21 protein-coding genes are annotated in these 21,093 nt (G+C 38.0%); 16 read left to right on the forward strand and 5 right to left on the reverse strand.

Features of this window, described 5'->3' with window-relative positions; all coding sequences use genetic code 11:
• Positions 1-67: 67 nt before the first annotated feature.
• The 13 genes from ACINWC743_RS15300 to rplS all read left to right on the forward strand — a co-directional run bounded on the left by ACINWC743_RS15300 (position 68) and on the right by rplS (position 12,402).
• Positions 68-1,233, forward strand: a protein-coding gene (locus ACINWC743_RS15300; RefSeq protein WP_085947548.1) for an IS3-like element ISAba21 family transposase whose coding sequence is annotated in 2 segments (ribosomal slippage) — positions 68-326 and positions 326-1,233 — 1,167 coding nt in all. Because the reading frame shifts where the segments join, the coding sequence is not laid out codon by codon here.
• A gap of 155 nt (positions 1,234-1,388) precedes the next feature.
• On the forward strand, positions 1,389-1,823 hold the full coding sequence (locus ACINWC743_RS15305; protein ID WP_009586116.1) for a type IV pilin protein: 435 nt from the start codon (positions 1,389-1,391) through the stop codon (positions 1,821-1,823).
• 532 nt (positions 1,824-2,355) lie between these two features.
• Entirely contained in the window at positions 2,356-2,862 is a 507-nt protein-coding gene (locus ACINWC743_RS15310; RefSeq protein WP_004826422.1) for a pilus assembly FimT family protein, read from the forward strand.
• Positions 2,859-3,416 (forward strand): type IV pilus modification protein PilV, encoded by a 558-nt coding sequence (gene pilV / locus ACINWC743_RS15315; protein ID WP_035301271.1) that lies wholly within the window; start codon positions 2,859-2,861, stop codon positions 3,414-3,416. The genes ACINWC743_RS15310 and pilV overlap by 4 nt, the downstream gene beginning before the upstream one ends.
• Complete coding sequence (locus ACINWC743_RS15320; RefSeq protein WP_009586146.1) at positions 3,416-4,387, forward strand: PilW family protein; 972 nt, start codon at positions 3,416-3,418, stop codon at positions 4,385-4,387. Before pilV ends, ACINWC743_RS15320 begins: the two co-directional genes overlap by 1 nt.
• Complete coding sequence (locus tag ACINWC743_RS15325) at positions 4,388-5,158, forward strand: pilus assembly PilX family protein (RefSeq protein WP_009586178.1); 771 nt, start codon at positions 4,388-4,390, stop codon at positions 5,156-5,158.
• A 17-nt stretch (positions 5,159-5,175) separates the two neighbouring features.
• On the forward strand, positions 5,176-9,138 hold the full coding sequence (locus ACINWC743_RS15330; protein ID WP_009586109.1) for a pilus assembly protein: 3,963 nt from the start codon (positions 5,176-5,178) through the stop codon (positions 9,136-9,138).
• Between the two features lie 10 nt (positions 9,139-9,148).
• Entirely contained in the window at positions 9,149-9,622 is a 474-nt protein-coding gene (locus ACINWC743_RS15335) for a prepilin-type N-terminal cleavage/methylation domain-containing protein (protein WP_009586107.1), read from the forward strand.
• Entirely contained in the window at positions 9,616-10,062 is a 447-nt protein-coding gene (locus ACINWC743_RS15340; protein ID WP_009586182.1) for a type IV pilin protein, read from the forward strand. Before ACINWC743_RS15335 ends, ACINWC743_RS15340 begins: the two co-directional genes overlap by 7 nt.
• A 145-nt stretch (positions 10,063-10,207) precedes the next feature.
• Positions 10,208-10,465: a 30S ribosomal protein S16 gene (gene rpsP, locus ACINWC743_RS15345; protein ID WP_004826436.1), complete on the forward strand. Its 258-nt coding sequence runs from the start codon at positions 10,208-10,210 to the stop codon at positions 10,463-10,465.
• A 22-nt stretch (positions 10,466-10,487) separates the two neighbouring features.
• Entirely contained in the window at positions 10,488-11,036 is a 549-nt protein-coding gene (gene rimM, locus ACINWC743_RS15350) for a ribosome maturation factor RimM (RefSeq protein WP_004826439.1), read from the forward strand.
• A gap of 40 nt (positions 11,037-11,076) precedes the next feature.
• A complete protein-coding gene (trmD, locus tag ACINWC743_RS15355) occupies positions 11,077-11,826 on the forward strand; it encodes a tRNA (guanosine(37)-N1)-methyltransferase TrmD (protein ID WP_009586138.1) in 750 nt (249 codons plus the stop codon).
• A gap of 204 nt (positions 11,827-12,030) precedes the next feature.
• Entirely contained in the window at positions 12,031-12,402 is a 372-nt protein-coding gene (rplS, locus tag ACINWC743_RS15360) for a 50S ribosomal protein L19 (RefSeq protein WP_009586157.1), read from the forward strand.
• Positions 12,403-12,837: 435 nt separating this feature from the next.
• On the opposite strand, the gene ACINWC743_RS15365 is transcribed toward rplS, so the two are convergent.
• The 5 genes from ACINWC743_RS15365 to ACINWC743_RS15385 all read right to left on the reverse strand — a co-directional run bounded on the left by ACINWC743_RS15365 (position 12,838) and on the right by ACINWC743_RS15385 (position 18,551).
• Positions 12,838-13,800, reverse strand: coding sequence for a lipase family alpha/beta hydrolase (locus ACINWC743_RS15365; RefSeq protein ID WP_009586129.1), 963 nt, complete (start codon positions 13,798-13,800; stop codon positions 12,838-12,840).
• 430 nt (positions 13,801-14,230) lie between these two features.
• Positions 14,231-15,196 (reverse strand): lipase family alpha/beta hydrolase, encoded by a 966-nt coding sequence (locus ACINWC743_RS15370; RefSeq protein WP_035301272.1) that lies wholly within the window; start codon positions 15,194-15,196, stop codon positions 14,231-14,233.
• A gap of 265 nt (positions 15,197-15,461) precedes the next feature.
• Entirely contained in the window at positions 15,462-16,433 is a 972-nt protein-coding gene (locus ACINWC743_RS15375) for an esterase/lipase family protein (RefSeq protein WP_009586128.1), read from the reverse strand.
• Between the two features lie 68 nt (positions 16,434-16,501).
• The gene (locus tag ACINWC743_RS15380) at positions 16,502-17,485 is read right to left on the reverse strand and encodes an esterase/lipase family protein (protein WP_009586169.1); all 984 of its coding nucleotides are present in this window, start codon (positions 17,483-17,485) and stop codon (positions 16,502-16,504) included.
• A 31-nt stretch (positions 17,486-17,516) separates the two neighbouring features.
• Positions 17,517-18,551 (reverse strand): lipase secretion chaperone, encoded by a 1,035-nt coding sequence (locus ACINWC743_RS15385; RefSeq protein ID WP_009586097.1) that lies wholly within the window; start codon positions 18,549-18,551, stop codon positions 17,517-17,519.
• A 135-nt stretch (positions 18,552-18,686) separates the two neighbouring features.
• On the opposite strand from ACINWC743_RS15385, the gene truB reads away from it, so the two are divergent.
• From truB to ACINWC743_RS15400, 3 genes are all read left to right on the forward strand, one after another.
• Entirely contained in the window at positions 18,687-19,592 is a 906-nt protein-coding gene (gene truB, locus ACINWC743_RS15390; protein WP_009586141.1) for a tRNA pseudouridine(55) synthase TruB, read from the forward strand.
• Positions 19,593-19,674: 82 nt separating this feature from the next.
• Complete coding sequence (locus ACINWC743_RS15395) at positions 19,675-20,442, forward strand: sulfite exporter TauE/SafE family protein (RefSeq protein ID WP_005035448.1); 768 nt, start codon at positions 19,675-19,677, stop codon at positions 20,440-20,442.
• A 176-nt stretch (positions 20,443-20,618) separates the two neighbouring features.
• Positions 20,619-21,080 carry a hemerythrin domain-containing protein gene (locus tag ACINWC743_RS15400; protein WP_004826456.1) on the forward strand — a complete coding sequence of 154 codons (462 nt, stop codon included), beginning with the start codon at positions 20,619-20,621 and terminating at the stop codon, positions 21,078-21,080.
• Positions 21,081-21,093: the final 13 nt, after the last annotated feature.

A 21,093-nucleotide genomic window follows, 5' to 3' on the forward strand; every position in this document is an offset into this window, starting at 1 on the left:
CTGATGTGTGCTGAGAAAACAGGAGGTTTTAACTTGGTAAACTATAGACACTCATCAGGAGTTTACCATGAGCAAGAAACAGAAGACTTACACCGCAGAATTTAAAGTTGAAGCAATAAAATTGATTGAAGCCAATCAAGGCAATGTATCGGAAACAGCCAGACAACTTGGCATTTCAATGCAAACTCTTTCAAATTGGAATAATAAAGCAAAGACTGGCACCTTAGCAGGCACTAAACAATATTCACCTGATCTAAATGCCTTACTCGAAGAAAATAAAAAGCTCAAACAACAGCTCAAAACAGCTGAAATGGAACGTGAATTTCTAAAAAAGGCAGCAGCGTACTTTGCGAAAGAAAGTCAGTAAGGTACGCCTATATGAAACAGCAAAGATATTTATTCCCGATTAGCTTTATGGCTAGATTACTTCACGTTTCAGTGTCACGATTTTATGATTGGCTAAAACGAGGCATGAATAAAAGATTGGTTCAGCGAAATCAACAGACAATTTTGGTCAAAATAGCTCATGAGGAAACTAAACAAAGCTATGGCTATATTCGATTAACTAAGCATTTACAAGCGCAAGGTATCAAAATCAGTACGTATGCTGTACGTCAAATAAAAAAGCTCAACCAGCTGTATTGTAAGCGTCATAAGCGTTTCAAAAGAACTACGAAGAGTGATCATAATCGAGCGATCTACGCAAATTTACTAGAGCAACAGTTTTCAATGACTAAGCCCAATCTTGCATGGTCAAGCGATATTACATACATTTGGACTGCTGAAGGTTGGTTATACTTGGCAGCAGTAAAAGACCTGTACACGAAACAAGTGGTTGGCTATAGCTTAAATGAGCGTATGACCGCACAACTTGTTTGCAATGCACTGACTATGGCGATTCGTAATCAAAAACCAACGAAAGGCTTAATTATTCATTCGGACAGAGGCAGCCAATATTGCAGCCATGAATATCGAAAGATACTGGAAAAATGTGATTTTCAAGGTTCAATGAGCAAACGTGGGGACTGTTACGATAATGCACCGATTGAAAGTTTCTGGGGCATACTCAAGAATGAATTAGTGCATCATTGCAACTATAAAACCAGAGATGAAGCTAAAGCAGATATTACAGAATACATTGTGTTATTTTATAATCAGCGAAGAATTCAAAAGAGTTTGGATTTTAAAACGCCAAATCAAATAGCAGAGAACTTTTATCGGTTAGCTGCCTAGCATATCCCAAGTGAAAGTCTCCTGCTAATTCAGCACATATCACCGAAACAACCACGTAACAACGATTTATTGTCGTTAAGTACAGGGCTTCGATGTATGACGAAGGTCAAAGATGTAGTGAGCCTATTTTCAGATTGTGGCAGTGCAGGTGAATCATGGTGAAAAATATCATTAAAAATAGTGGTTTTACTTTAATAGAACTGATGATTGTTATTGCAATCATCGCCATTCTTGCTGCGGTTGCTTATCCGTCATACTCGAGTTATAAAATTCGTACAAATCGAGTGGATACACAAAGTGAAATGATGCAAATTTCTCAGCGTTTACAAAGTTATTATGCCATTCATCATAATTATACCAATGCAAAGTTGGATACCAATACCATGACTAAAGATTATCCCGCCTTTGCTGAGCTTTATACAATTAGATTAACAATCAGTGATCAAACATGGACATTGACAGCAGAACCAAAATCAAATTCTATTCAGTCATCAGACGGGAATCTTGTTCTAAATAACCAGGGTCAAAAATGTTGGATGAAAGGCGCTACATGTATTCCTTCCGCAACGACAAACTGGGATGGTCAATAAAATTTGATTTCTGTATCAAAACGTGTGTTTGTTGAAGTGAGCAATAAAATTTATGCAATGACTTTATTGTTGAATGATATAAAGCTTTGATTGACACGCTTTACCTTTTAAAATCTAAATAAATTTGCGTAGGTGATGTTTCGCTTTGCCCAACTCATTTTTTGCTTAGTCACATTTTTTCGCTAGCTACAAACAAAGCCGTGCTTGGTTTTGCTCATTTGCCTCTCCTCAACATGGCGATATCCAAAAGATCCAGCGACGATTCAAACGTACAAGATAAATGAATCACCAAAAGCTTTTTAATAATTTGTATAAAAACCATAAAGTTGATTGGATATGAATCATCAAGTGTTTTGATGATATTTAATTTTAATTCATAATATATTTAAGATAAATTTATATTATATTTCAGCAGATAATTAAATGTGACAATTGTCTGTTTTTTTATGCCTTTCATCTAACTTGTATTGGTTTTGTAAGTGTTTTGGTTATGATTTTAAGTTAGGTAAAGTTTTGTTGTAGAGGGATTGTGATGCAAAATAATCGGGGATTCACTTTAATTGAATTAATAGTCACATTAATCATTATCTCGATTGTTGCCATAATTGCCGCGCCAAAAATTCAAGATTTAACGTTAAAAAGAAAGCTTGAGAGAACTTCAGTTGATTTAGAAAAAATATTGACTCAAGCAAGGTCAGATGCCGTTGTATTTCGGAAAAAAGTCACTGTTAATCTTAATACAGCTGGAAAAGATTCTGCTCAAAGTAAATATTGGAATATACCTTCAGGACAAACTTTAATTTTTAAAACAGGTGAATGTATTACTGATGATAAGGGAAAAAAGTCATGGGGCTATAGTTCTACGATTCCCACACTCTCTAAAATTGTATTTTTACCACAAGGAAATGTAGAAAATTTCCCTCAAAATTTAGAAATACAAATTTCAAGTGATTCATATACTAAATATGTATATTTAACAAATTTTGGCAAAGTTACAACAACGAATAAATCTAATTTTGACGGGGATTGTACCTCATGATGAAAGCATTATCTTCCCAAAAGGGAATAGGTATGATGGAAGTCCTTGTTGCACTCATATTATTATCAATTGGGGTGTTAGGTTTTGCGATGCTACAAATGAGAGCCATGGAAGCTTCTCTTGATGCGTCTAAACGTATTCAAGCAATGAGTTTGGCTCGTGATCTGTCTGAGCGAATGCGGGCAAATAATCAAGGTTTAGCTAAAAATATAACAATTAAAATAAATGATGTTGATCAAGTCGTTGATGCATATGCAAATGCTTTTGCAGGACGGACATATGCGACGACTTATTCAGGAAAGTGCAACAATACAACAAAATGTTCTAGTCAGAAATTCGCCGAAGAAGATGTAAATCAAATTTTATATAAAGCTTTCCTGAATGGAATGAAAACAGCAATAAGTGATTGCCCTGGAAATATGACCAGAAGCCGTTATTGTGTTTATGTCGCTTGGGATGAAACTGAGCCAACTAATAGTGATTCTACAAATAGCTGCACTAAAGGTGGTTCTTATAACAAAGACTCTAAGTGTATTATTTTGGAGACTTACTAATGAATTATTCAAAAGGTATGACGCTTGTAGAGTTGATGTTAGCACTGGTTATTGGTTTATTAATCATGGCAGCAGCTATGCAGTTATTTTTGACAGGTAGTATCAATTATGGGCTTCAGAAAAACTTAGCAGAATTACAAGATAACGGAAATTTTGGTTTAAATTTTATTTTAAAAGACATAAAACTCGCAAATTTAGATGCAGATTTAGCAGTTGTGAATGATCGTAATCAATACAGTGGTGTCGTATTTACAACGATAAAAAGTTACTCTGGTTTAACTGCGGATGAGAAAAAAGTTGCAACGGCAAATATTCCTTATTTTATTTCTGGTGATTCAGCAGATTTAGCGAATTTCACTCAAGCTAAAGTCGGATTGTCAAATGTAAATGTAAAAAGTGATCAATTGGTCATTCAATATAAAGCTTTTGATCCAAATGGTTTTGATTGCGAAGGCAATCCAATTTCACAAGATGATATAGATAAGGGCACATTCATTGTGCAGCGATATTTTTTACGTCAGGATGGCTCAGCAGGGAATCTAGCTTTGGCTTGTGATGCTGGACGTTATAAAACATTGGTAGAAACGGCTGCTTTACCTACAAATATTTCTGGTTTAGGTGAAGGTAGTCAAATCATTATGCGTCGTGTGGACTATTTTCATGTTTTGCTTGGCGTTAAGCAAAATAATACAGATGAATTTAGCTATATGACGATTGACCAATATATGGGAGCAACCAACTCACTGACTAAAGCAGGAACTCCTAGACCTCGAATAATGTCGATTCAGTTAGGTGCTTTAGTACGTGGTTATGATTCTATTTCAGAAAAAGATAAATTACCAAGTGGTTTTACTGTTTTAGATCAAGCGGTGACTTTAAGTACATCAGATTCAGATCCTAAATATATTCGCGATGTAATCAGTCAGACAGTTGCATTACGAAATGGCTATGGCCTCATGGAGGATTTATAAATGCGAGTCCATCAACGAGGTATCACAATTATCGCGGTGCTATTTGTTCTTATTTTAATGGTTTTAATTGGTACTCTGGCAGTGAAACAGAGTCTAACAGGGTTAAGTATTGCGACGAATAGTCAAATTCAAAGTTTGAATCAGCAGACAGCTGATGCTGTATTCTTTGCACTTGAAAAAGATAACAAGGATTCAGCAACTTTACAGAAAAATTTAAGCTCCTTAGGCCTATTTGGGATTGTAAAGTCAGATAGTTTTTTAAACAAAGAGCTGGTTTTCTGTTATCGACCGAAAACCCAAGCCAAATTATTTTCTATTCAACAAGCAAGTGTTATTTATCCTACAAGTGATGCAGATGTAAATAATAGTGAGTTAGGTGTTGCTGGTTACTGTCAATATACAAAAAATGATTATAGCAGTGGACGGGATATTATGATTTCGCAAATTGCTGTGAAAAAAAGTAGCAGTAATACTGACGTACCCTTTAAATATTTTCCCACTGGTACAGATACATCCACGGTTCAACTTGATCAGGTGCAACCTGTGCAAATTATTGTGACCACGATTATCCCAGGCGCAGCGAATGGTAGTGGCTCTGGATGGTCAAGTTTTTCAAGCCAAATTAATGATTGTTTTAAAAACCATTTGAATGATAAGTCTGCAAAGTATGCAGCACAAAAGACAGTTGCAGAATGTTTTGCTGATTTGGGTGTGCCATATAGTCAACAAGTCATGGATTATGCTGTGATTAGTTATGCGACTAAGAGCTAAGGTAAAGGGGATATTTTATGAAAACTAAATATAAAAAAATAGCTGTTGCGATACAAACGGCTTTTATCACATCCTTAGTTTGTTCTGCTTTACCGAGCTATGCAAGTGATACGGAACTCTATAAAGCACCTCAGAGTTCAGTTACAACCATTATGTTTATGATGGATGTTTCAGGGAGTATGGATGGTGAGAATCGCCTTACAAACTTAAAAAGCGGGATGACTAAGTTATTACAAGGAGATGCTTCGCAAGGGATAGAACCATTACCAGATAAACTTGTTGTCGGATTATCAGATTTTAGCTCTCCAAATACAAATGGACCATTTGGTCGTATTCGACTTGAAGCAAGAGCTTTAGGTGAGACAAGTACTCTTCCTGGAAGCAGACCGATATTTCAGACAACCCAAACTTTTACTCAACCTGCATCAAGAACTATTACACAGTCATCTGTCATAACAAGTATTCAAACAAGAACACAAACAGGGACACGTAATTGTACATGGTCGGTGTTAGGTAGCTGTCTTTCTTGGGGTAATGTAAACAGTTGGAGACCTAGTGATCCAAATGCAGATTGGAGTTTAGCATCTACTAGTGGGGGAGGGTGGAGTAATAATACACCATTACCCGATTTTGGGTTAACGGGAACGCCAACTGCTACGAGTTCAGTAATAAATGCTAGAGAGTGTATCACTTGGAATAATTCATCCCCATACGATTGTACGCAATGGGTAAACACTACAAAAACAGCTAATGATTTCTCTGGATTAATACCTTCCGCTGTTCCTTCAACACCAACTTTTACAAATATAACATCTGGTCCATATTATAATACGACAACACCTAGTCAACCTAGTTATGGTGGTCCTCAACAAAATGGTAGTGTTACCTGTTCAGGAAGTACTTGTTATAATCCACAAAGAAGAGTGGGTACTGCTACAAGCACAAGACAATATGATCAATCCGCTGATGGAAGTTATACTGTAACAACGACTTACTTTGGTACTGCTACAGAGACACATCGTAAAAAGATGTTGCGAGCAGTAAATGCCCTTACGGCTGTTGGTGGAACACCAACGGGTTATGCGTTTGCGGAAGTAGCTGCATATCTAATGGGGCAAACCACATTTGGGGCTAGTAATACGGGGGCTGCGTCAGGATTTACAGCAAATGTAACAAATATAAGTGATGGTGCTAACTACATTAAGCCATCAATATTGAATTCAACAACGAATCAAAGAGAGTTTACTATTGATTCTACTAAGAAGTGTAATACACAGGGTATCTATTTTTTAACAGATGGCGAGCCAACATATTATAATCGTTATGATAGGTATGGTAATAGTAGTAGCAATGTTCCTGATCAATACAAGAGAGCTACTTTAGAAAGCTTTATGAAAAAATCATTAGGTACAATCAAAGGACCAGGTTTTAGCTGTAATAATACCAGCACTTTAGGGAAATTGAGTGGTTATAGTAGTGGTTCGAATATGGTTGATCCCAATGGTTGGGATTGCATAGGCGCGTATACAAAAGCACTATTGGATCCTAATTTAAACCCTGCTGGAGTAAAAATTAAAACAGCCGTCGTTGGTTTTGGTTCAGATTTTAACCGTGGTACTGGCAGTGATGTACAAGACGCTCAAAAATGGGGAACTCTTGGAGAAGGCGGGTGGTATTCTGGTAGTAATGATGCCGATGTTGTTGCTAGTGTTAATGCATTTCTTAAAAAACTTCAAAAGTATATTCCGCCAGTTACTACAGGCTCGATTACCATACCTGTAGATAACTTGGATACTCAAAATATTCAGCCTTGGGGATACTTCCCACAATTTGACCCGGCTCCAGATGCTCAAGTCACAACATGGATAGGTAATCTTAAAAAGTATCAAGTGGTTGATAATATAATTAAAGATCGTGATAACAAGATTGTATTTGATGCTACTAAGGGAGTTAGTGTAGATGATCCAAATGATTATTGGGCAGATACTGCTATCACAAAGACAATTTCTAAAATTGTTAAAGAAAATAATGTAGATGTTGAAAAAGAATTTGAAGTAAGAGTTGGTGGTGCCTTAAGTCAATTTAAGTTAGGGAATGTCAATAATATTGAGAGAACTATTTATACGGACAGAAAAGTTGGTAATGATGGTACTGTATCGAGTATTGGGAATGATAAGGCTTTATTACAGGTGAGTAGTGCTGATTTAAAAGCCAATAATCCAACGAATAATTTTAGTATAGATACCAAACGTGGTTATCTTGCAGCTTTGTTTGGTTACAATGTAACTTCTGCCATGGCATCAAACCTAACGACGAGCAATAGTGATGCTGCCAATACGTCCTTTGTAAATTTTCTCACACAATCTAATGCAACACTTAGACAAATGGGTGCAGTAATGCATTCTAAACCTTTATTAATTACACAAAAAGGGACAACCCAATTTGATGCTAAAACGGGTGATTTAAGTTACAAAGATCGTGATGATTTAATAGTGTTTGGAACAACTCAAGGGTTATTACATGTCATCCGAGCAGGTGACAGTGCAACAGATAGTAATGCGGGTAAAGAAGTATTTACATTTGTTCCGAATGAGATGATTGAGAAACAGAGTCAGGGTTTTTTAAATCAAGAAAACCAGGGAAGAAACCTAGAGTATGGAGTTGACGGTCCTTGGACAGCCTATACTGAATATGTGACCAAGTCTGGTACAAATGCAACAGAGCCTGTTGTAACGGTGAGCGGTGGTAAACAATGGTTATATGGTGGTTTACGCATGGGTGGGCGCAGTTATTATGCTCTAGATTTATCTGACGTTACCTCTACCAGCGGAAAGCCAAAAATAAAATTTAGAATCAGTCCAGACGATGCAGCTGCATATTCACCAATTAGCTATATGGGGCAAAGTTGGTCTAAACCTACTTTAGCTTGGATAAACTGGCAAGGTTCACGCAAACTGGTAATGATTGTTGGTGGTGGCTATGACCCAATTTATGAAAATATAGGTACGCCAACATCCAGTAGTATTGATAAAGGTGCGGGCGTATATATTTTTGATGCTGAAACTGGCTCGGTTTTATGGTGGGCAAGCGCAAATGCGGCAGCTGATAAAGTCACCGAGACGAATGTCAGTAACATGAAACGTAGCGTGGTGAGTCAGATAAAAGCAATTGACCGTAATAGTGATGGGCTTGTAGATCACCTATACTTTGGTGATTTAGGTGGTCAATTGTGGCGTGTAGACTTAGACAGTTCAGCTCAAGCGGGTAACACGGCTAATTTAGCTAAACGCGTCACTCGTATTCTAAATCAGTCTAATGCATCAGATGTGCCTAGATTCTATTCTACACCTACATTTACCATTCATAACAATGGCGGAAGTTTGTTTGCAGTACTGACAATTGGTTCAGGTAACTTGAGTTCACCTATGTCAGAAACCAATAAAAATGATGCTTTGTATGCTATTTACGATAAAGATGTTACACGTCGAAATTTATCGGTATTAAAGGACAGTGAATTAAATTCGGTTGATATCAATTCAATGACCACAGGCAGTAAACAGCTGGTTAAAAATACTGATGGTAATACTGCGACAAGTTTCAGTTTTGGTGGGTGGTATTATCCGTTAGGTTCTAAAAAACGTGTTCTCAATGATAATATCGCGATTGACAGTGATTTATATGTCAGCATATTTAATGCAAACATAGATATTGATGACGTTGATTGTTACGGTGGTGTGCGAGGTGAAAGTAAGGCTAATCAATTCTGTCTACCTTATGGTCAATGCACTGTATTGAGTGGGAATACTATAGTTGTCAAGAATCGTCCAAATGAAATTTCATTAGGAAAAGGGAATATCGGTATCAGTTTCGGTGGTAAGGACAAAAATCGTGGTTTAGTTCTAAACTTTCCTACAACTGAATCTTTAACAAACTATACCAGTAAAACTAAGTTTATTTCCCAGCGTTGGTATGAACGTTAAGGACGAATCCATGAAAAAAATACAAGGATTTACCCTTATTGAGTTAGTTATCGTTGTCATTATTATTGCAATAATGGCAGCTATAGCCATACCTACCTATAAGGATATAATTCAGTCAAATAGAGAGAAAAAAGTTCAACAAGAAATCTTAAAACTTGCTGAGCAATTGGAAAGATATAAAACTAGAAATTTTAATTATAGAAATTTTTCTGAAACAGCTACAGAGTTACCAGAAGGCTATATATTGAAAATTTCAGATTTGGAAGACAGTTCAAAAAATCTGACAGATGATGTACAGGGGATAGGCTGGTATATTTCAGTCGCCCCACCTACTGATGTAAACAATCGTAACTATAATCCTAAAAATAATTATTTTTTGATGAGTAGTAATGGATTGCAATGTAAATCACGTTTAGCAAGTGATGTAAATTTTAAATGTGAACCTTGGAACGATGGAACAAAAACAGGAAGCCAACCATGGTAAAAGAACAGGGTTTTAGCTTAATTGAACTACTTATTGTTGTTGCAATTTTAGGGATATTGGCAAGAATTGCTTATCCAATGTATACAGACTATTTAATCAAAGCAAACCGTGTTGATATGCAGTCTGAAATGGTTAGGATTGGCGGCTTATTACAAAAATATAGGACATTGAACTCTACATTTTTAAAAAAACAGGATGCGACTCCAATTGATCTAACTACACTAGGTGTTGCTGAGCAATATCCTTCTGGCGGTAAACCATTATATAAGCTTACTTTATCTAATGTATCAGCAGGGACATGGACATTAACAGCAACGCCAATTGAAAATACAAATCAAGCTGGAAATGGTTCTATAGTGCTGAACAATCAAGGTCAAAAATGTTGGACCAAAGGCAGCACATGCACCCCGTCTGCAACCACAAACTGGGACGGTAGATAAAATTTAAATTCAAAATTGTGGATAAATAAAAATTGATCTTTCTTTCACACTCAAGATAACGTAAAATACTGCCCTCTATGAAAGGGGTTTGAAATGTATCGATGGTCGGTGCAAGGATAATCCGTAAAAACTATAAGGTTCTATCATGGTTGTAATTCGTCTAGCGCGCGGTGGTGCTAAAAAACGTCCGTTCTATCAAATCATTGTAACTGATAGCCGTAATGCACGTGACGGTCGTTTCATCGAACGTATTGGTTTCTTTAACCCTACAGCTCAAGGTAAAGCAGAAAAACTTCGTTTAGATGCTGACCGTTTTGCTCACTGGGTTTCACAAGGTGCTCAACCTTCTGAACGTGTTGCTTCTTTAGCTGCTCAAGCGAAGAAAGCTGCAGCTGCTGCATAATTTATTCAGCAGTAGGTAGCCCATGACACCAACACAGAATGTGCCCGAAGATCGTATTCAGATTGGACAGCTACGTTCAGCATATGGATTAAATGGGTGGCTCTGGGTCTATTCCAATACTGAACCCATGAGCAACATTTTTGACTACCTGCCTTGGTACATAGAAACCAAAGCAGGTTGGCAAATTATCGATGTAAAACGTTGGAAACCACATGGCAAAGGTCTTGTTGTTGCGCTAAAAGGTGTGATTGATCGTACCGCAGCAGACAATTTGGTTGGCGCTAATATCTGGATTTCAAAGTCGCAACTGCCTCAACCGGGTGTGGATGAGTACTATTGGTCTGATTTAAAAGGTCTAACAGTGTTAGGTTTGAATGATGAAGAGCAAGAAGTAAATCTCGGTAAAATCCATGAACTGTTTGAAACAGGCGCCAATGATGTAATGGTTGTTCGTGCAACAACAGATAGCATCGATGGTGAAGAGCGAATGATTCCATGGCATAAAGATGTGGTACAACGCGTTGATCTCGAAGCTGGTCGTATCTACGTGAATTGGGGCGTGGATTATTAATCCTTAGGATTGGCACAGCAGGAAAATAGAGGAGTCTGCGGTGTTTTTTGCAGTCATTACGCTTTTTCCTGAAATGTTTGAAGCGATTACAGCGTACGGCATTAGCGGACGCGCGGTGAAACGTGACATTGTACAAGTTCATTGTATCAATCCACGAGAATTTGCCGAGGGCAACTACAAAAGAGTGGATGAACGTCCATTTGGTGGTGGTCCAGGTATGGTGATGATGGCTGAGCCTTTGGCAAAAGCAATACACCATGCCAAACAGCTTGCAAAGCAAGCAGGAGCAGTTCATGTCCCTGTGGTGTATATGTCTCCACAAGGTAAAACCCTAAATGAACCTGCGGTACAGCAATTTATTGATTATGACGGATTGATTGTACTGTGTGGACGTTATGAGGGGGTCGATGAACGTTTGATCCAAAAATATGTAGATCAGGAATGGTCGATTGGAGATTACGTATTGTCGGGTGGTGAACTACCTGCGATGGTTCTATTAGACAGTGTGATTCGACGTTTGCCGAATACCATGTCAGATGAACAGTCAGCAGTGCAAGATTCATTTGTGGATGGTCTACTCGATTGCCCACAATATACCAAGCCAGACCATTTTGAAGGTTTGGATGTTCCTGATATTTTAAAGTCAGGTCATCACGCAAATATTGAAAAATGGCGGTTTTTGCAACGCTATCAACGCACTTTGGAACGCCGACCTGAGTTGGTGGAAAAAGTTGAGTTGACCAAGCAGCAAAAGAAATGGCTAAAAGATCAGCAAGACTCAGCAAAATGATGCTTGGTTCAAGCACAAGATTGAGAAGCAATGCTTCAACAAATTGATATTTAGCCTTGGTTAAATGTCTTTTATAGGCTCCTTAAACTCTCTCATATTTGAATGAGGCTAAGGGGAAAGATAAACGGGTTGATATGCGATTTAGCCTCTGTCCCCAGCGGTTGTACAGACCTCTTCTGTTCCGCAAAATCGGAGATTCCCACAATGAGTGGTAAACATCCTTTAGTTCAAGCAATTGAAAACCAACAGTTAAAAACTGACATCCCTACTTTTGCTCCTGGTGACACAGTTGTTGTCCAAGTAAAAGTAAAAGAAGGTGACCGTGAGCGTCTTCAGGCGTTTGAAGGTGTGGTGATTGCGAAGAAAAACCGTGGATTGAACTCAGCGTTCACAGTACGTAAAATTTCTAGCGGTGTTGGTGTTGAGCGTGTATTCCAAACTCACTCTCCAATCGTTGCTAAAATCGAAGTGAAACGTCGTGGTGACGTTCGTCGTGCTAAGCTTTATTACCTACGCGAATTGTCTGGTAAAGCTGCACGTATTCGTGAGAAATTACCAGCGCGTAAACAAGGTTAATTTTAACTTTGCTTTACAGCTAAAAATGCGCCTTATTAGGCGCATTTTTTATGACTAATTGATGAATGAAAATAGTATATAGTCAACCTGCTGAAAAATGCATACAGTAAAATATCATTTTTCTTGATCAATAAAATCAAAGTGATCAATAGATTGCTTGAGGATCTAAAGCTTGCACTGTCACGCTTTACCTCTGAAGTTTTAATTGATTTGCGTTGGCGAAACCTTACTTTTCAGAGATGAAAGGTAACAAAAATCTTTCGTTTAACAGGGATCTTGCGTTGCAAACAAAGCAGTGCTTTGTTTTTGCTCATATCGCCCTTGACCGACGGCGGCATCCATGCCGCCAACCACGATAGCGATGTCAGGTAAAAACCGCTGATGAAAAAAGCAAAGACCATTTCAATTATATTAAGTCAATAAGATTGATTGCTATTATAATCCTTGTAATTTTAAACGGTTGGCTTGTTCACGATAGACTTGTACTGGATCAGGTGCAAAGATTGCACGCAAGCCTAAAACCTGATTGACTTCATCTAAATGGTTCCAACGATAATCATCACGAATCGTTTTACCAAATTTGGCACTACAGCGAGAGACAAGTCCATCATTGATTTCAGGAATATTGCGACTGGTGCTGAGCAAGAATGCATCCGTTAAATCTGCAAGATTTGTTAAAACAGCACTTCCTGTGAACGAATAAAAATAAATGCCTTTTTCCTGATATGCACCTTCTCCACATGTTGTTGTCGGAACGCCCATTGGAAATTGATTATTGAAAAGTGCAGAGCCTTCGGTGCTTAAACTTTTTGAACCTGCCAATGCATCATGCGGAAACTCTTTGGGATCAAAGCCCTTAGACCAAACAATCATATTGGAAATAAAATTAACCATGTTGACCAATGGACCTTCAGCTGGAGTGCCTTCTGCTCGTAAAATCACATCCGAAAGTGGACTCCCTTTGTTTGGGGAGCCAACAGCTGTTACCGAAGCAACGTTGTTTGGCATCACTCCGGCAACATAACGTGCAGTAGGACCACCATGTGAGTGACCAATGAGGTTGATTTTTGTTTGTCCTGTAATGGCGAGGATATCTTCAACTTGTTGTACCAATTGTTCACCTCTAACTTCTGTTGAGTTAAATGGTGAAACACGTGTGACCCATGTATTTGCACCATTACGTGCTAAGTCAGGTGCAATTTGGTACCAGTAGTCTTGTCCTGAAGCATTGTCTGAACGAATAAATCCAGCCATGCCATGTACCAATACAATAGGATATTTAGTTTTAGCATAAGTTGATGTTGTTTGACTTGTGGTGATTTGCTGGGCATTAGACGCATACGCACTGGGTACTAAACAAGCCAAGATTAGACTTGCCATCAATGATCCATATTTCATGGGGAAGCTCCATTTAAAATTGTTATTTATTATTGATTCACTTCTAAGTGAAATTTAAAAATATCAAAATTGTCATGAATTACGAGCGGAAAAGTATGAAAAACAACCTTAAATGTAATATTTTATTTCGGAAAAATGTTTATTCAGTGTTAAATTCATAAAAGCCATTGAAATTTATGGAAAGCTTAAAACTAGGTCAAAGAATATTCATACAAGTGATTTGATCTCAATCATTCATATCCAATGCGCTTTATGTTTTATAAAAATTGTTAGAAGCTTTGGTGATTGGTTTATTTTGCACTTTTGACTCATAGATGGTCATTTTATTGTGAGGCGACATGGATGTTGTTATGTTGAGCGAAGGGATATGAGCAAAACCAAAAGCCATATTGTAAAAAGAGATACAATATGGCTAATTTAAGTTGAGAACTTATAAACCTTGTATTTTCAAACGGTTGGCATGTTCACGATAGACTTGTACTGGGTCTGGCGCAAAGAGTGCGCGTAAACCTAAAAATTGATTGATTTCGTCCAAATGATTCCAGCGGTAATTATCTCGAATGGTTCTGCCGAATTTCGCACTACAACGTGACACTAAACCATCATTATCATGACCGAGGTTGATCAATAAGCTTGTACCAAGCAGTGCTGAATCCAAGTCTAGAAGATTGGTGACGGCTGTATTGCCTGTAAATGAAAAAAACTGAATGCCTTTTTCTTGATAAGCACCTTCGCTACATGCTGTAGCACCGACGCCCATTGGAAATTTACGATTAAATAAAACTGAGCCTTCGGTCGTAACACTTTTTCCGCCAGCAAGTGCATCATGAGGAAAACTTTTTGGATCTAAGCCTTGCGCCCAAACAATGGCTTTTGAGAATAAATTGACAAGACTGACGACGGGTCCTTCAAGAACTGTACCTTCTGTACTCAAAATGATATCTGCAACTGGGCTGCCTCTTTGTGGTGAACCAATCGCAGTCACGGATGCAACGCGAGTAGGCATGACACCCGCGACATAGCGACTGGTTGGACCACCATGAGAATGACCGACTAAATTGACTTTTTGGCTACCTGTGATGGCTAAAATTTCTTCTACTTGTTGAGCCAGTTGTTCGCCGCGCACTTCGGTTGAATTAAACGGTGATACACGTGTCGCCCATGTGCTTGCGCCGTTTCGTGCCAAATTAGGTAAAATTTGATACCAGTAATCGAGTCCTAAAACATCACCAACCCGAATAAATCCTGCCATACCATGAGCAAATACAATTGGGTATTTGGTTTTTGCATAATCAGAACTTACTTTTGTTGCAGTGACTTGTTGTGCATTGGATGCATGTGTCGTGGATAAAGTACATGCGAGAAATAGACCTGTGATCAGATGTCCATATTTCATCATAAATCTCCGTTGGTTTTATTATTGAGGGGTTTTTGGTATGTATCGATTTTTAACCTAGCAAAGCTGAAGCGAGGTTATCGATGAGATTTGGATGAAAAACAACCTAAACTGTAACTTAATATTTTATTTCTTGGTAAAAAATGAATTGATATGTTGCCATAACGGTCGTATGGCAACAGGATTTGAGCGCTTTATTTTTAAATCAAACATAAATAAAATCTACTGTTGTTGACCTCACAGTAAATATTTTAGATTAGAAATATTATAAGCCTTCTAATTTCAAGCGATTGGCTTGTTGGCGAAATTGATCAACTGAATTCGGTGAAAATAATCCGCGTAACCCTAAAATTTGATTGACCTCATCCAAGTGGGTTTGATCATAATTATCTCGAATCACTTGTCCTAAATGGGTATTGCAACGAGTGACTAAGCCATCATTATCTAGATTTTTATATGACAAAGGTGCAAGGGTAGAAATTGCAGCATCAGTCAGATCAAGAACATTGGTCAATTGTGCTTTACCCGTCCATGAATAATGGTAGACACCATTTGAAGTCACTTTTTGCCCCTGACCACAATCTTTGGGAATCGCTGCACTTGGATATTTTGCATTAAATTCAGCTGAACCTTTTTCACTAATACTTTGTAAAGAACGATTTAAGCTGTTGGGTAATGATGGATTATTTTCCAGTAACGTAATCACCGGCGCTAAAATATATTGACTTACAACGGTTAACAGCGCACTCGCGCCTTGATTACTCAATATATCATCTGCAACTTTAGAGCCTTTTATCGTTCCTGCAACAGCAGTTAAAGATGCTACTTTGGAAGGTGCAACGATTTCAATATAACGAATGGTTGGACCACCATGACTATGTCCAATGAGATTCACTTTGGCTGATCCTGTTAATGCCAAAACCTCATCAACTTGTTGTAAAAGTTGCTCACCACGAACCTCAGTGCTTTCTAAAGGAGAAACCTGTGTTGCATAGACCTTCGCACCATTTCGAGCAAGATCGGGGAGCACCTGATAAAAATAATCTAAGCCAAATGATGATGTACCAAGCCGAGTGAAACCAAACATGCCATGGTTAAATACGATTGGATATTTGGTTTTTGCATAGTCAGAACTGACATAGGTTGGAGTGACACTTTGTAGCCCTGATGCTGAGACTGTCATTCCACTGAGTCCGAGGACGAGACCCAGCCCGAGTGAACCGATCTTTAATTTCATTTTAAATACTCTTTTTGTTTTAACTGGATAAATAACTCACAATTTCTAGAATTGTAAGTTGGAGTAGATTACAGTCCTTGTAACTTCAAACGGTTGGCATGCTGTCGGTATAAGGCAACGGGATCTTGTGAGAACCAACCTCGTAAACCAAACATCATATTGGCTAAATCGGTATGATTTAAATCGTAATTATCTCTAATCACTTGCCCAATATGCGTACTACAGCGCGGTACCATGCCATCATTATCAGTGTTGCCGTACACTAAGGGGGCGAGTTGCATTAATAGGGTATCGATATCTAATAAATTTGTGGTTTGCGCAGTTCCTCCCCAAGAGTAATAATGAATTCCATTTTCTACTTTTGCACCCGTTTTATTACAATCTGTGGCGAGAGCAGTTGTTGGAAATTTGCTGTTAAATGTAGAAGAGCCTGTTTCGGAGAGCGATTTCATCGAGGCATCAAAGTTAATCGCTAAATCTGGATTTTCCTGAGCCCATGCGATCAGTGGACCAACAATATATTGTCCCAAAATATTCATCAAAATTTTACTTGCTTGATTATTTTGAATGCTGTCGGCAACACTAGAACCTCGAAAAGTTCCACCTACACCCGTGATAGATGCGACATATTGAGGTTTAACCGCTGCAACATAGCGGATAGTTGGACCGCCATGACTGTGTCCAATCAAGTTGACTTTGTCCTTTCCTGTGAGTGCTAAAACCTCTTCTACTTGAGTGATCAGTTGTTCTCCACGCACTTCAGTGGTATTGGCAGGAGACAATTGTGCTGCAAATACTGTTGCACCATTACGCGCCATGTCGGGTAAGATCTGATACCAATAGTCAATATTAAAACGCTCATTTCCGATTCGAGACCATCCGAGCCAACCATGTGTCATGACTATAGGATATGCAGTTTTTGCATAATCTGATTTGATTGTATCTTTGATTTGCAAAATGCCTGGAGATGCCTGTGTCAAGCTGGCTAAACCAAGTCCCAACACACAGCATATACTGAGCCCCAAACGATTTTTTATTGTCCTGTTTTTCATTTTTTTTCCTGTTATGTCACAATTTTATTGACTAATTTGCAAACGGTAATTGACCTCCTTGGTCATGTACCGTTTCAAATGTTTGTAATCTAAGTTGTTCTTGTTGATTGGAAAATTGTTGTGATTTGAGTTGTTGTATTGCACTTTGTTTAGCGGAATCACTCATATTGCTGTTGAGAATGGCGTCTCGCTCAGATAAATACTGGTTCACTTTATTTTTCCAGTCACCTCTTTGGACATCTAATGTTTCTAAACGTTGAGTTGCTTCTGGACCAACAAGATTAGTACGCATTTGATGCAGTTCTTGTGCTGAGCCACCGCGTGCTTTAATGTCTGCTGTGAGTTTTCTGAGGTCTTCAAGTTGATTCAGTTGTTGCAGATTTTCTTTCCAATCTTCAGGAAGTTGATCAAACAAGGCTTTGAGTTTTTTGGCTTTTTCGCTTGCAGATAAGGATGCATCATCCATCACAGCCATTCGATCGACGGTATATTGGTCATAGGTATCTTGCGTACCAAATAGACCTTGGCTTTCATAATCTGAGAAGAATTTCTTTCTTAAATTTTTGGTATTGTCCACAATCTGTTGATAGTATTTTGCACTTTCCTTGTCCGCATTGGGTGCTTGTAAATCTGCTAATTTACTTCGGTAATCCATGTAGCGTGTCCATAAATCACTCAACTGAGATAGAACAGGCTCTTTATAGCTTGTTTGAAGATAACGCTGGAAATCTGTCTTGATTTGTTCAATTGTTTTTTCACCATACTGGGTAATGAAATATTCAAAACAGTCTTTGGTTTGTTCATTGACAATTAAGCGGTTGGAAGCATCTACTCGAATTTGACAATTAATTTGCGTGTCTTGTTGGCTCTTGCTGGCAAAACTTAGCGCTTCTGATGTTGAAAGCTGAGAAGCGGCAATTTGTCCTTCAGACTGAGTTGTATCGTCCGAAGTCTGATGTACTTCAGCTGTTTGATGATTGGGTTTAAGCCAGAAAATGACTGCCAAAATCAACACTAAAATAATAAACAACACTATCCCAAGCGCTTTTTTTCTAGATGAATCCATCTAATGTCCTATATTTTTTGTATTTTTATTCAAAAATAATTTGCCATAAAACCGCAAGTTTCAAATATAAAATTTGTAAAAATAGATGAGTGGTTTTTGTTAAAATAACTCATCAACTTATGTATAAAGATCAAGATGTCCTCAAAAGCCCAGAAGATTCCACGTCGTCATATCAGTGGTGTATTTTTATTGAATAAACCATTGGGCATTAGTTCAAATGCAGCATTGCAAAAAGTTCGTTGGTTGTATCGAGCACAAAAAGCCGGGCATACAGGTGCACTTGATCCTTTGGCTTCGGGTTTACTACCGATTTGTTTAGGCGAAGCGACCAAGTTTTCGCATTATTTATTAGATTCGAACAAACGTTATCGTACAACCATTCAGTTGGGGCACAGTACAACTACAGGTGATGTGGAAGGCGAGGTCTTGTTAGAAAAAGATGTACCTGAATTAAGCCAAGCGAATATTGAGCAGGTTTTGAAACAATTCACTGGTGACATACAGCAAATTCCTCCAATGTATTCAGCTTTAAAGAAACAAGGACGTCCATTGTATGAGTTGGCTCGTCAAGGCATTGAAATTGAGCGTGAGGCTCGACCTATCTATATTTTTGCTGTTGAACTTATTGAGTTTACATCGCAGAGCCTGACTTTAGATATCACTTGTTCGAAAGGGACTTATATTCGAGTGCTAGGTGAAGATATTGCCAAAGCATTAGGAACCTATGGGCATTTGACTTATTTACATCGGATTCAGACAGGTCACTTTGATTTAATCCCCGAATATACCATTGAATATTTGGAAAGCTTAACTGAACAAGAGCGAGAAAAGTTGTTGCTTCCTGTATATGCACCAATTGATCATTTTTTAAAGATTCAGGTACCTCAAGGTCGTGCAGAATATTTCTGCCGCGGTATGGAAAGTAATATAGATCATGTTGCAGTCGCAGAAGTGCTTGTATTCGATGGTGAAAAATGTTTAGGGCTGGCTGAAATTACGGATAAGAAGCGCTTGGTACCGAAACGTGTTTTAAATCTTTGATTAGAAATATTGCCTCAAAATTCAGTGGATTGAAGAACGAGCACTGTTCAAATATAGCACCGTTAAAAGATAAGTGAATGTTATGGAATTTGATATTATTCTCAGTTTAGTGTTTTTTGCCTTTTGTGCAGGCGCGATTGATGCTGCTGTCGGAGGTGGGGGACTGATTCAAATTCCTGCTTTGATGGGGGCGTTGCCCCATTATCCGACGGCTACGGTTTTTGGTACTAACAAGCTTGCATCCATTTGTGGAACTGCATCCGCAGCATTTTCTTATTTAAAACAAGTCAAAATTGAATGGAAATTGCTTGCGGTTATCGGGATCACAGCTTTCATCAGTTCATTTGGTGGTGCTGCTTGTGTCTCTTTAATTCCACAGGAAATTTTACGTCCCTTTGTCTTGTTTATGTTGATTGTCATCGCAATCTATACGTTTTTTAAAAAACAGTTTGGGCAAGTACATTTTCAACAGGAAGTCACCCATAAAATGCTGTTGATCGCAGGTATCGGTGGTTTATTGATTGGTTTTTATGATGGAATTTTTGGACCAGGCACAGGTAGCTTTTTTATTTTCTATTTTATTCGTTATTTGAAAGTTGACTTTCTCCATGCTTCGGCACTTTCGAAAATCGGCAATTTCATGACCAATTTTGCAGCATTGAGTTTCTTTATTCCCACAGGGCATGTGCTATTTCAATTGGGCTTAATGATGGCAGTCGCCAATATTTGTGGCTCACTGGTGGGCGTAAAAATGGCGTTGAAATATGGAAGTGGTTTTATTCGAATTTTATTTTTAATTTTAGTCAGTATCTTGATTTGTCGTTTGGGATACCAAATGTTCATGGCTTAAGTTTTATATTCAAAACACCCCACAAAATTTAAGTTTTTTTGATACAAAAAACTCTTAAATTTTGTGGGGCTTTTTTTTGATGGTTTATTTATGATTGATGACTTATTCAGCGAAATTTATCGACTCAATAAAAAAGAAATCAGCGCTCACGTAGAATCAAAAAAAGAGGGATTTTGATGAACATATTCGAGGCTTTACGAGAAAGCCACAGGATTCAGAAGGATTTGTCTGAACAGCTCATTCATACATCAGGTGATACGCCTGAACGACGGAAAATTTTTAATTTACTTAAAAATGAACTGTTTGCACATGCAGTTGCCGAGGATCGTTATTTCTATAGTCCGTTAATGATGACGGATTCAGGTTTAAATATTACACGTTTGGCGCTTGCTGAATATCAAGAAATGGAGGCGATCTTAGATTCTTTAGAACAAACTGATTTTAGTCATTCACGTTGGTTGGTGTTGGCAAAAAGGTTATCAGATACTGTTGCAGGGCACATCTACCAGAAAGAGCAAAATTTTTTTATGAAAGCAGGTAAAATTTTAGATGAAAATCAGAAAATAACCTTAGCGAAAAAATATTTGTCAGAATATAAAAAATATAAAGCAAAAGAAATAATGCGTTTGATTGGGTAATCCTACTCAATTC

The sequence above is a fragment of the Acinetobacter sp. WC-743 genome (genome assembly GCF_000335555.1).
GTDB classification, from domain to species: domain Bacteria; phylum Pseudomonadota; class Gammaproteobacteria; order Pseudomonadales; family Moraxellaceae; genus Acinetobacter; species Acinetobacter bereziniae.